The 12,840-nt window shown below is 28.9% G+C and carries 12 protein-coding genes; 10 read left to right on the top strand and 2 right to left on the bottom strand.

Features of this window, described 5'->3' with window-relative positions; all coding sequences use genetic code 11:
- Positions 1–213: 213 nt before the first annotated feature.
- A complete protein-coding gene (locus tag CSPA_RS19855; RefSeq protein ID WP_015394153.1) occupies positions 214–1,962 on the bottom strand; it encodes an HD domain-containing phosphohydrolase in 1,749 nt (582 codons plus the stop codon).
- 199 nt (positions 1,963–2,161) lie between these two features.
- On the opposite strand from CSPA_RS19855, the gene msrB reads away from it, so the two are divergent.
- The 4 genes from msrB (at position 2,162) to CSPA_RS19835 (ending at position 5,892) form a co-directional block, all read left to right on the top strand.
- Positions 2,162–2,614: a peptide-methionine (R)-S-oxide reductase MsrB gene (gene msrB, locus CSPA_RS19850; protein WP_015394152.1), complete on the top strand. Its 453-nt coding sequence runs from the start codon at positions 2,162–2,164 to the stop codon at positions 2,612–2,614.
- 198 nt (positions 2,615–2,812) lie between these two features.
- Positions 2,813–4,351: a rhomboid family protein gene (locus CSPA_RS19845; RefSeq protein ID WP_015394151.1), complete on the top strand. Its 1,539-nt coding sequence runs from the start codon at positions 2,813–2,815 to the stop codon at positions 4,349–4,351.
- 318 nt (positions 4,352–4,669) lie between these two features.
- The gene (locus tag CSPA_RS19840; RefSeq protein WP_015394150.1) at positions 4,670–5,122 is read left to right on the top strand and encodes a hypothetical protein; all 453 of its coding nucleotides are present in this window, start codon (positions 4,670–4,672) and stop codon (positions 5,120–5,122) included.
- Positions 5,123–5,382: 260 nt separating this feature from the next.
- Positions 5,383–5,892: a 2'-5' RNA ligase family protein gene (locus tag CSPA_RS19835; RefSeq protein WP_015394149.1), complete on the top strand. Its 510-nt coding sequence runs from the start codon at positions 5,383–5,385 to the stop codon at positions 5,890–5,892.
- A 104-nt stretch (positions 5,893–5,996) separates the two neighbouring features.
- Here the strand turns inward: CSPA_RS19835 and CSPA_RS19830 are convergent, their stop codons facing one another.
- Entirely contained in the window at positions 5,997–6,869 is an 873-nt protein-coding gene (locus CSPA_RS19830; RefSeq protein WP_015394148.1) for a DUF4351 domain-containing protein, read from the bottom strand.
- A gap of 223 nt (positions 6,870–7,092) precedes the next feature.
- Between CSPA_RS19830 and CSPA_RS19825 the strand changes: the two genes are divergently transcribed.
- The 6 genes from CSPA_RS19825 to CSPA_RS19800 all read left to right on the top strand — a co-directional run bounded on the left by CSPA_RS19825 (position 7,093) and on the right by CSPA_RS19800 (position 12,839).
- Positions 7,093–7,449, top strand: a complete 357-nt coding sequence (locus CSPA_RS19825; RefSeq protein WP_015394147.1) for a hypothetical protein — start codon at positions 7,093–7,095, stop codon at positions 7,447–7,449.
- A gap of 33 nt (positions 7,450–7,482) precedes the next feature.
- Entirely contained in the window at positions 7,483–8,583 is a 1,101-nt protein-coding gene (locus tag CSPA_RS19820) for a plasmid pRiA4b ORF-3 family protein (protein ID WP_015394146.1), read from the top strand.
- Between the two features lie 112 nt (positions 8,584–8,695).
- Positions 8,696–9,277 carry an RQC-minor-1 family DNA-binding protein gene (locus CSPA_RS19815; protein WP_015394145.1) on the top strand — a complete coding sequence of 194 codons (582 nt, stop codon included), beginning with the start codon at positions 8,696–8,698 and terminating at the stop codon, positions 9,275–9,277.
- Between the two features lie 48 nt (positions 9,278–9,325).
- Positions 9,326–9,949, top strand: coding sequence for a class I SAM-dependent methyltransferase (locus CSPA_RS19810; RefSeq protein ID WP_015394144.1), 624 nt, complete (start codon positions 9,326–9,328; stop codon positions 9,947–9,949).
- A 377-nt stretch (positions 9,950–10,326) separates the two neighbouring features.
- The gene (locus tag CSPA_RS19805) at positions 10,327–11,319 is read left to right on the top strand and encodes a hydrogenase small subunit (protein WP_015394143.1); all 993 of its coding nucleotides are present in this window, start codon (positions 10,327–10,329) and stop codon (positions 11,317–11,319) included.
- A gap of 101 nt (positions 11,320–11,420) precedes the next feature.
- A complete protein-coding gene (locus CSPA_RS19800) occupies positions 11,421–12,839 on the top strand; it encodes a nickel-dependent hydrogenase large subunit (protein ID WP_015394142.1) in 1,419 nt (472 codons plus the stop codon).
- Position 12,840 lies beyond the last annotated feature (1 nt).

Below are 12,840 nucleotides of genomic sequence, written 5' to 3'. Positions count from 1 at the left end.
CTTTTTTGGTCTGTTAAAGTTGCAATTATTCTTACTTCATTCCACTTCATTAAATATCACTCCTTGTAGTAGAATAATTGTTCTTAGAAGAAGTATTGAAAGCTTTAATTTGGAGGAAGTGATAAAATTACGAAATTATATTTAAAAAATTGCCAATTAATAAGGTGATCATTTATATATTGTTCATTGTGCCTGAATTAATAAGTTGAGAACTTATGGACGAATAAGTACTTTTTCTAATAAGACTTGAACAATTTCAGGATCAAACTGGCTTCCAGAATATTTCTTAAGTTCATTTACAGCAGCTTCTTCACTTAGGTTTTTGTTTGAAGTCATATATACATAGGCATCAGCAACAGCTAAAATTCGCCCTTCAATTGATATTTCTTCTCCTTTTAACCCTTTTGGATATCCTTTCCCATCCCATCTTTCATGATGTTCAAGAACATAATTAGCTATACTCGTAAATTCATTTACTGCTCGTAATATTTGATAGCCTACTTCTGAATGCCTATTAAACTCTTGCAATTCTTCTTCATTTAGAGGCTTTGGATTATTTAGTAACTCTTTGCTAATGGATATTTTGCCTATATCATGCATAAGACCAGCCAGTCCAATTTGCTCTAATTGTTCATTATCAAAATTCAAAGCTTTTCCAATTAATTTGCAAATTCCACTTACCTTTTTGCTATGAACTGCTTCTATTTTACTTTTTTTATGTAAAGAATCCATAATTAAATCAATTGTATTCTTCCTCATAGCAGGACTTTCAATAAGTTTATTTTTATACATGTCTTCTTCAGCTTTTTTAAATATTTCATCTATATCTTCAAACTTATTTTTCTTAACAGCAGCACCTATTGAAATAGATAAAATAACAGTATCTGATTTTTCATCATTAATTGCAGTTTTGATATTATTGATGATTTTTTCGGTTGAAATTTCATTTGTATTATAGAGGAGAATAACAAATTCATCTCCTCCTATTCTGCTTACAATTCCATTTGGCAGACATTCTATTTTTAGTATATTAGCAATTCTCTGTAAAAGTGTATCTCCAGCTTTATGTCCGAAGGCATCATTGATAAGTTTTAAACCATTAACATCAGCTATAATTAAAGCTAGTGGAATTTTTTCCTCAATATTTAATCGCCGAAGTTCTGCTTCATAAAATCTTCTGTTATATAAACCAGTAAGTTGATCATGATAACTTAAATATAATATTTCTTTTTCAGCTTTTTTACGATCAGATATATTTCTGACAATACTTAGCAAAATTCTTTTATCACCTATTGTAGAGCCTCTTGAACTTACCTCAACAGGTATTGAAGTCCCATCCTTTAAATAGTGCATGGTTTCAAATATGATTCCTGATGCATCAGCATCTTCCATTTGATCTATTATCTTCTGATGCCGTTCAATATGTCTTAAGTCAAACACAGTAAGCTTTGTAAATTCTTCAAATGTATATCCATATATTTTTATAGCAGCATCATTTACTTCAAGAATATGGCCCTCTTTATTGACAAATAATATGGCATCATTAGCATTTTCAGCTAAAATTTTATATTTTTGAAGTCTCTCTGTCAGCTGATTATTTTCTATTTCAATTTGTGTTTTTTTATCGATTTCTTCTTCTAATAGGGCATTTATATCTTGCATTTTCTCTTTTGAATTAATTACTTCACTCATTTCATTGGATATAAGAGTAAAAATTATAATTGCTGTTATAAGTACATAAAACCATCCTTTTACAATAGCTATGATGGTTATTGTATATGAGTCACGAAAAAATAGTTCAACTAAGTTATCTGATAATAAAATCCACAAACTTCCTATAATAAAATAAATAAGTGTAATTTTTAAAGCTCTGCTTTGCAGAGAATTATCTTTTCTAAATATAAATTTATTTGAGAATTCACCAAAGAAATTATTAATATTATTAGAATCTCTTTTTCTCATAAAATCTCACCTCCACACGGAAACTTATTCCAATTAATTATATTGTAATTCATATTTATAATGTTTACCATATTCTATTTTTTAAGAATGCAATATATTAAAAATATGTTTTGATTTTTATTAAATTTGATATGATATAATGTGAGTAAATATAATAATAAAGAAGAATTAGCATTATACGTTTTGAGGAGGTAATATAATGGATGAGAAGTATGTAAAAAAGCCACTTAAAGAATTAAAAGAAAAATTAACAGAAATACAATATAGAGTAACACAAGAAAATGCTACAGAAGCACCCTTTAATAATGAGTACGATAACTTTTTTGAAAAAGGAATATATGTTGATATAACAACAGGAGAGCCTTTATTTATTTCTTCTGATAAGTTTGATTCAGGTTGTGGATGGCCTGCCTTTTCAAAGCCTATAACAAGAAAAGTTATTAAGGAAAAAAAGGATGAAAGTCATGGTATGGTGCGAACAGAGGTAAGAAGTAATATTGGCGATTCTCACTTAGGTCACGTATTTAATGATGGCCCTAAAGATGCAGGAGGGTTACGATATTGCATTAATTCAGCAGCACTTAAATTTATTCCAATGGATAAAATGAAGGAATTAGGTTATGAAGAATATTTAGATGAATTAGATAGTTAAAAAGTTTTTTAGGAAATAAGTATGAAAAAACGAAAGAATAAAGCTAGCGAAAATAACTGCAACTGTTTATTAGACAATTGCAGTTATTTTCATTTATGGATTAGTAAATGAATCAGTTAGAAAATGTTCAATTGTATTAATAGAAATTATGTTATGGTATAATGTGGTTATGCTTTTGAGGGATATAAGGGGGATTTTATGTATACAAATGAAATTAAAATGATAATGAAGAGTTTCACTCAGTATAAGGATTTTATGCCTTTATGTGATGAGGAAAATAAAATAAGAATAGATGAAAAAGACAATATAATGATAAAAGATTATTATGGCACAATGATTGTCTTAGAATTAATGAATGGAGATTTATTTTCAGAAGAAGAAATAAAACAATATTTCGTAGATGTTAAGGAAAAGCTTCTAGGCATTAAGAAGAACACAATTGTATATTATTTTGGAATGTTTATTTTCGATAGTGACCCACCAATAGAGAAGGTTAAGATTATTGAAGATAATCAAGTTGATAAAGTAGCAGGTAATAAATATTTAAGAAGTATGGTTGTGGATCTTGAAAAGCAAAGTGTTGTGAGTTATTTAAATGCTAAAAGAGATAAATTTTGTGTAAAAGAACATTTAGAAAGGTATTTTGATGAATATAAGAAAATTGATACATCTACACCAAGTTTTGAAGAAATTGTGGAGAAGAAGAGGATGGAATCTAATGTTGAATTTAAGAGTAAAGACTCAATAATTACATATATACTGATTGCTTTAAATCTTTTTATTTTTGTCATAATGGGGATATATTCATGGGAGACAGGTATAGATTATAATAAACTTCTATTTGAATTTGGAAGTAAAGAAAATACTAGTATAATACAAGGACAATATTGGAGATTTATTACACCAATGTTTTTACATGCTAACATAATGCATGTAGCATTAAATTGCTATACATTATATTTAATAGGTAAACTTTCTGAAAGAATTTTTGGAAAAGCAAAGTTTATAACTATATATTTTATAGCTGGAATTTTAGGTAATATATTTAGTTTTGCATTTAATTCCAATCCTGGAGTAGGAGCATCAGGAGCTATTTTTGGATTATTTGGAGCTGTTCTTTTTAAATGTATAGAGAAACCAGCATTATTCAAGTCAGGATTAGGACCAAACATTCTTGGAGCAATATTAATAAATTTATTTTATGGATTTAGTAAATCTGGAATAGATAACTTTGCACATTTAGGAGGTCTTATTGGAGGCTTCACCGTTGCAGGAATTTTCAATGAGTCGAGAAAGAGGTTGTTGTACTTTAATAGATATATCTACGTACTACTAGCACTTATAATAACCGCATCAACAGTTTGGTGGGGATTTAATAACACTCAAAGTAAAACAATAAGATTAGCAATGCAACTAGAGCAAGATTACAAAGCACAAAATTGGAAGGCAGTTGAAAGTAATTCTAAGGAAATTTTGGCATCAAATCCGGATAAGAATATGAAAACTTATGTTTTAAAATCTATTATTAATGCAGATATATTTTTAATGAAGTATGATGATGCTGTTAATTATTCAAAGAACTTAATTGAATTAGACCCTAAAGATGGGCATTACTGTCTAGGAATAGTATATTATAATGCGAAAAAGTTAGATTTAGCAAAAGAAGAGATGCTTAAAGCAAAATCACTTGGAGCTAATTATGATAACGTGGATACAATATTAAAAAGTATTAAGTAATTTTATATTTAAATGTCATGAAACACTATCACTTCGAATTGAAATTTTAGAGAGTTTGACAGAGAAGGAAGTAGAAGAATTGTTAAGCTAAGTAACAATATGTTGAGGAGAAAACATGGATAAATACTGCAATATGGGCTGAAGTGATTTTATAAGATAAAAAAATGCTAACTTGTAACATAGATGAAAGGTATGAATAGCTAAGGAAATTGGTTATAAAATTAGATGTAGAGCTCTAAAAATAAAATTATTATGAAATAAATGGGAATTGTGGCTTAAAGTGTTAGTAATACAAAGTATAATATGATGGGGGAAATAATGAAAAGAATTATTCTAAATGATCAAATCACAGTAATACCATCAATAGATGAATGGATGTCAATCAATAATGGAATAATTACTTCTATTGAAAATGTAAGTATCTTAAATAATAGTATCTTCGAAAAAGCTGGTTCCTATTGTATTGACCAAAAAGCTCTTAATACACAAAAAACGTTGGGAGTTTTAGAAAAACGTAATTATAGAAGAAGAGAGACCTTTTGGCCAACAATAATATATTGGCCAAAAGGATGTCCTAAAATTGAAGAAGGATATTGTTCAACATTAGAAGAAAGATTATTTTTTAGAGTTTATTTTCATACATTTAAATGTTTTAAATGTGGATTAAGTGCAGATGGATATGCTTTGGAAAGGGATTCGTACATATTCAAAGAAGATGAACTAAATAGAGTTTATAATTCTTTTGATTTCTTTTCTTTAACAGAAATCTAAGTTTGGTAACAATTGTGGGATAGAGGGAATTGTTTGGCATAACTTAATTAATGGTGATATGGTAAAGATAAAATTAAAAGACTTCTAAATCTTTTAATTGATTAAATATAAGTAGTTGTAAGCTACAATTAGTTTTCAGTTTATTTTTAATAGTTGAGAGTGACTAATTTTAAGAAAAACACTACAATTCTTCTATATAAAACATTATCTTTAGATACTAAGATATTAAAAAAATCAAATGATCATAAGGAGTGATTTTTTTGAAAAGAGCAATAATTTTATTTCCTAATTTCGATAATATTAATATTATTAAAAGTATAAGAGAAAAGTATGATCCACTTGCAAATTGCATTGAACCACATATAACTATTGTTTTTCCATTTGATAGTGATATATCAACAGATGATTTGAAATTACATTTTAATAAGGTATTAAAAGGAGTAAAAAAGTTTAATGTTAAATTAAAGGATTTTACAGGAGATTTTAGAGATGGGTATTTGTTTCTTAATGTAAAGAAGGGAAATGACAATATAATTGAGCTGCATGATAAATTATACAGTGGAATATTAGAGCATTTTTTATTTACGAAAGTAACATATTGTCCTCATTTAACTGTAGGTAGATTACATAAAGAGAGTGAGTTTGATAAAGTTCTTGATGAATTAAGAAGCTTAGACGAAAGTTTTGAAATCATAATTGATAAAATATATATTGAAAGTATTGATATTATGGAACATTCTACAATCGAATTTTCATTTGAGTTGGAATAAGTTTTCTTTAAATAAGGAAAGTATATAATTTTATATCGGGAAGTAGATGGATTTTTATGGTAAACTGCAACTGTTTTGTTTGACTGTTGCAGTTTAAATTTATCTTAAAAATATTTTTTCAGTTCATCAATTGAATTTATATCAAATATTTCAGTTCCTATAACTTCTAGTACATCTTGAGGTAAGCTTCTTATCTTTTCTTTATATTCTTCTGGTACCATTTTAAATTTTTTTATTAATTGTTTTATTAATATTTCAGATGTTCCTTTTTCAATGCCCTTTTCAATACCTTTTTCTACACCTTCTTCATAAATCATTCTTCCTACTTCTGTCATGCTAACAACCTCCTTAAATCGTTTCTTTGAAACATCGTCACCGAATTTATCAAACAAAGCATAAAGTAGCATCAAGCAATTGTTTTTATTATCATTATCTTGAATATTCTTTGCTATCTCAATACTTTCTAAAGTAATTTCGCTTTTGCTCTTTTTACTGCTCATCAATGGTATAAAGCTTAGAGTTATAATATCCTGTTGAGTTAATTCTATATTATTATTCACCTTATATTCTATTGTTTGCAATTTTTCATCTCCATTAAGGTTTTTCATATAAAATGATTTTATATCATATTTAATTGACCCACAATTTAGATGAGTTTGTGCATCAGTAATTTCTGAAGAATAAACTACTATGGTAGTTATATTAATTTGATTTCTATAATATAGAGAGGCATCATAATATAAAAATCTTGATAAATCATCTTTCTTTTTAGTTGTTTGAAATTCAAAATGTAAGTAATTACCATTAGATGTATAAAATAAATAATCCATTACATTAGTTTTTATGTCAATGCTTTTAATTTCTGTTTCTGCTGGCGCAATTATTTTTAAATCTAAATCAAAAAATTCTGAGGCGCTATCTTTGAAGATTTCCATGGCCTTTTTAAATACTGCATCTTCAATTTTATTATAATCCATATCAAAACTCCTTCCAAGTAGTTGTTGTTTTAATTTTGACCATAAAGAAAGAATTTTATGCAAACATATATTCTTGTTTGTTACAATGACTTATCTTTTATCTAGAAGCTTATAACAACTCAATTTGATAGATGTGATATAATTAAGTAATTATTTTTGATAAAATTGGGACATTTAATGAAGGAATTGTGTTTAAAAGTACAAAAAAATTTTGGAGATTAATATGAAAAAAATAAAAAGGAATTTTGGTGTTCCAAGGCATAAAAGAATAAAAAGAGAATCAAGATTGTTGTTGGCTAAAGCTTGGGTAACAGAGTATGCTGGAAAGAACTTGATTAAAGGATATAGTAAACACTTTGCAGTAGATAAATTATGTGCTGTTAAGGAATTAACTTTATTAGGGTATAAAATAGAAGAGGAATATGTGACACAATTGAAGCAAAGCCTTGAGGCACAAAAGAAACTTATTGAGAAAAGAAAAAAATTAAGAGAAGATAGATTAAGTGGCAGCATATATGATGATTATGAATATATGTTTTGGGAGTATGAAGACTATGTGCAAGGGGATTCAATCTTTTAAGATGAATATGAAGGTTAGAAGGGGATGAAGAAGATGATTATAGGTTGTACAAAAAAATTACAAGATGAGATTGAACCAATTACTCAAAAGAGAGGCATTGAAGAGAAAGAGTTATTCTCTTGGAGTGCTAATTTGATTAAGATTAAGCGAAGAAAAGCGGTAATAGTGGTAAATGACAAAAATAGATTTGGATTTGTTCTTTTTGGTCTTAAATCAAAGGATTTTTTGAAAATAGATGAACTAATTCTACAAGGCATTAAAAGAAGCCTTAAGCAGTTAAAAATAAGAGAAGAAATTATAGAACAGTATTTAAGTGATGCTGGGGAAACTGTTTATACTAAAACAAACGGTCATAAATATGTAGCAAGATTAAATAAAGCATGTGAATTAGTAGGGCTCTTTGAAGATATATTAGACCTGGATAATGTTTATCAAGAGGAAATTTCAATAAAATTAAATTATGATCTTATTAAGACAGATAAATCTAATTACGAACATCCTTGTGAATTAATTTTAGAAGATCTAAAAGAAGTTTATGGAGAGTCTGTAATTAAGTGTGAGGCTAATAGTTTATTAGTAAAGCTAGATTTAGGAGGCTATACTGCTGAAAGAAGAATAGTAACACCAGTTGATATTAATTTTAAAAAACTTCATAAAATCCTTCAGATTGCTTTTGATTGGAAGGATTGTCATTTACATGATTTTGATATTATAAATGAAAAAGGTGAACGAGAATTAAAAATTATTAGTGAATATGAAGATGAAATTGATTTATATAATCCAGGTTGTAAAGTGGTTTTGGAATCAGAAGCTTATATTAGGGATTATATAAAAGATGAGAAAATAATAAAATATTCGTATGATTTTGGAGATGGCTGGGAACATGAAATTATATTTGAAGGTGAAATAGTTGATTATAATAGAAATCATCCTTTTTGTGTGGATGGTTTTGGAGATGGAGCACCAGAGGATGTTGGAGGAATACCAGGATATGAAGAATTTCTTGAAATCATGGGAAATGCGTCACATCCAGAATATAAAAGTATGAAAATCTGGGCAGCCAGCCAAATGTATAGAAAATTTGATATAGATTTTGTAAATAGAAGATTAAAATATTTAGAGTTGGAATTGTAAAGTAGTATAAATTATATAGTGAATCTGAGCAATATGAAAAATTGCAAAATTTAAAGAAGAAGATATTATAATTTAAGATATAGCAATGGAATGTCATAAAGAGGTGTGGAAAATGAGTAGAAAGCCTAGAGTTAGATATAATTTAAGTGATTTAACAGGACAAAAGAATCCTTCAAAGGAAGATATAAATAATATACTTAGAGCAGCAGATGAAATTATCGCCTCTGCAGGGAGAACAATGCTGGCAAAAATACTTAAAGGATCTAAAGATAAAAAAGTATTAGAAAATGGATTATATCAGTGTCCTAGTTATGGATACTACAATATGTTGACAATCGAAGAAATTACAAAAATCATAGATTGGATGATTGTAAATGGTTATTTAGAGATTTATTATAATGGAAGATTGCCTATGATAGTTTTTTCAGAAAGAGGCTGGGAAACCTATAAGCCTTATTATGTAGACGAATTATATAGTTTAGTTTTGAAAGTAAATGAAATTGGTGCGGAAAATTTAATAGAACGTTTAAAGCAGACTAATAGACAAGTAGTTAAGATGTTATTGTTAAAAATTGGGGAAAGTAAGAATATTGGTTTTATAAGATTTTTGATGGAATGGGAACTAGTAGAGGTGAAGAAAGTGAGAATTATAATAAATCACACAATTTCTAAATTAAAATCTGTTTATATATAGTTCTTTGTTATAGTTACAAGTATAAAAAGAACAAATAGGAGAAAGTTAATGGAGAATAAAAAGTTTTGGGATAATATTTATAAAAATAAAATAGTAAAGAAACCATCCTATGATTTGTGGTTAGATAAATACGCAGATACTTTGCAGAAATACAGGAAAGAAGAAATAATTGATTTAGGCTGTGGGATAGGAGCAGATACTTTATATCTAAGTGAAAAAGGGTATAAGGTAATTTCGTGTGATTATTCAGAAGAAGCTTTAAAGAAATTAAAGGAAGCTATACCAGAAGCAAAAACAATTCAAATGGATATTTCTAAAACTTTACCTTTTGATGATGGAAGTACTGGACTTATAATAGCAGATTTATCTCTTCATTATTTTGATGATAAAACAACCAAAAATATAATTAAAGAAACAAGAAGAGTATTAAAACCTAAGGGCTGCTTAATTGGAAGAGTGAACTCTATAAATGATTTTAATTTTGGAGCAGGATGTGGAGAAGAAATAGAAAAGAATTTCTATTTAACAGAGGCTGGATATAAGAGGTTTTTCACTAAAAAAGAGATTAATTTTTATTTTAGTGATTTTGTAATTGAGGTTTGTGAAGAAAATTGTGTTTTAAAGTATGGAAATGAGAAAAAGGCAATTGAGTTTATGGTAAGGAAGGGATAATTTTTAGGATAATGACAATGACGAATTGGAAGTAATTTATATTTAAATGAATAATTATGAAAAGAGTGAAAAGTGCTTATCTTAGTCGGATGGAGCACTTTTTTCTTTGCTTTTAATTTCTATATCAAGGCTAAGTAATTTGACTTAAATTTTTAAAGGATATAAGAAAAAAAGGTGAAATAGGAAAATGTGGAACGTATTTTTTTAGAAAATTCTCAGCAAATTCTCAGCAAACTCTCAGCAAATTCCAAGGATTTTTATGTATAATTTAACAATATATTGGATATATATTAAATTTATGGTAAAATCAATACAATAACATATGTTATAAAACCGTGCATGGAATTATATAAAAAATAACAAAAGGGAGTATTATTATGAAAATTAGCAGAAGAGAATTTTTAAAATGGTCTGTAGCAGCAGCAGTTGCTCTAAACATTGATTTAGATATGGATAGAGTGAATACAGTACTTGCAGCAGAAACAGATCCACCAGTTATATGGTTAAATGGATCAGGTTGTTCAGGATGTACAATTTCAACGTTAAATGTTACTAATCCAACTACTATTGATAATGTACTTTCAAGCAAAATTAGTTTAAAGTATGATACTACACTTATGACAGCAGCAGGAAATACTGCAATGGATACTCTTGAAGAATGTGCTACCACTTATAATGGACAATTTATACTTGTAGTTGAAGGTGCAGTGCCAACAGGTGAAAGTGGAAACTATTGTATAATTGGTGAGCAGAATGGTTCTCCATTAACGATGGAGCAAGCTGTATTAAAATATGGACCTATGGCAAAATATGTGGTGGCAGCTGGAACTTGTGCTTCCTTTGGTGGAGTATCAGGTGCAAGCAGTGCAACTGGGTGTAAATCAGTATCAACAGTGTTAAGTGGTAAAACAACCAATCCTGTAATAAATCTTTCAGGATGCCCAGTTCATCCAACAGTTATGGTACAAACATTACTTGACCTTATTTTAATAGGAGCACCAGCTGTAGATTCAAATAATAGACCAACAAAATATTATGGTACTACAGTTCACAAACAATGCGAAAGAAGAGGAAAAGAAAAGGTAAAACAACCGGGTATATATGGATGTTATGGATCCATAGGATGTAAAGGGCCTCAATGCTCAAATGTATGTCCTAGCATGAAATGGAATAATGGAGTTAGTTTCTGTATAGCAGCAAATCAGCCATGTATGGGGTGTGCAAATCCAGCTTTTCCTACAAATCCATTAATAGATGTTGTTTCTGGTGCCACTAAAAAAGCAAATAATGATGAAGAGTCCAATGAAAAAAACCAAAAAGACAAAACTAAAGTAGATACTGTGTCAGGTGCTACACTTAAAAAAGGATAAATGTAACTGAAATTTAAGCAATAAAAAAGATATGATTGAAGTTATTTACTTAACATAAATGGCTACTAAATTAGCAAGTTCAGACGAAAGGGATGATATAAATGAGTACAATAACATTAGATCCAATTACAAGATTGGAAGGACATTTAAAGATTAATGTAACGCTTGACTCAAGTAATACTGTAACTGCAGCTCAAGCTTCAGGAGGGCTTTATCGAGATTTTGAAAATCTTCTTTTAAATAGAGTGCCAAAGGACGCAGCTTTTTTAACACAAAGAATATGTGGATTATGTCCTGTCTCCCATGCAATATCTTCAGCAAAAGCAGTAGAACAAGCAGCTAAATTTACTCCCAATTTACAAGGAATGCTTCTAAGAAACCTTATACAAGGATCAAATTATATTTCAGATCATATATTACATTTCTACCATTTAGCATTAATGGATTATGTTAAAGGTCCACAATCACATCCATGGACTCCAACGTATGGTCAAGACTACAGATTTGATTCAACTGATAACCAAACTTTAGTTGATAATTACATAAAAGCATTATCAATTAGAAGAAAAGCTCATGAAATGGGAGCAATATTTGGTGGAAAACTTCCACACGCTGCTTCTATTGTTCCAGGTGGTGTAACTGCAATACCTTCAGCAGTAGATATAACTAAGTTTAAAAGCAATTTAAGCGAAATAACAACTTTTATTACAGACACATATCAAGCTGATGTTAATAAGTTGGCATCAACGTATAGTGATTATTATAAGATAGGAAAAGGTTATGGCAATTTAATCGCATATGGTGTGTTTGATACAGATACAAATGGAACTAAATTATTCCCACAAGGTACTGTAACTAATGGGGTTATAGGAAGCTTTAGTCAAGATAATATTAAAGAATACGTAGGTCATTCATGGTACTCATCACAGTCAGGAACAAATCCAGCTTCTGGAAGTACAACGCCAAGTTATGGAAAATCAGGAGCATATACTTGGCTTAAGGCACCAAGATATAATGGACAACCTTATGAAGCAGGTCCACTAGCAAGGGCATGGATAAGTGGAGATTATAAAAAAGGTGTATCAGTTATGGATAGACATATGGCAAGATACATTGAAACTGCTAAGATTGCAAATAATCTTAGTAAATGGATTGATCAAATACAAGTTAATAAAAGTGGATATACTGATATAGGGACTCCAGCTTCAGGAAGTGGAATTGGACTAACAGAAGCACCAAGAGGAGCACTAGGACATTGGGTATCAGTAGCAAGTTCAAAGATATCAAAATATCAAATTATCACTCCAACTTGTTGGAATGCATCACCAATGGATGATAGTGGTAATGTTGGACCAATTGAAAAAGCTTTAATAGGAACAACCATAGCAGATATAACACAGCCAGTTGAATTATTAAGAATTGTTCACTCTTTTGACCCATGTACAGGATGTTCAGTGCATGTAATGTCACCAGATGGAGTGGAAATGTCTAAGTTCATAATACAACCTTTAGGAATTTAAT

Source organism: Clostridium saccharoperbutylacetonicum N1-4(HMT) (assembly GCF_000340885.1).
GTDB lineage: Bacteria > Bacillota > Clostridia > Clostridiales > Clostridiaceae > Clostridium > Clostridium saccharoperbutylacetonicum.
Note: the sequence above shows the minus strand (reverse complement) of the source record. Positions and strands in the feature narration are given on the sequence as shown.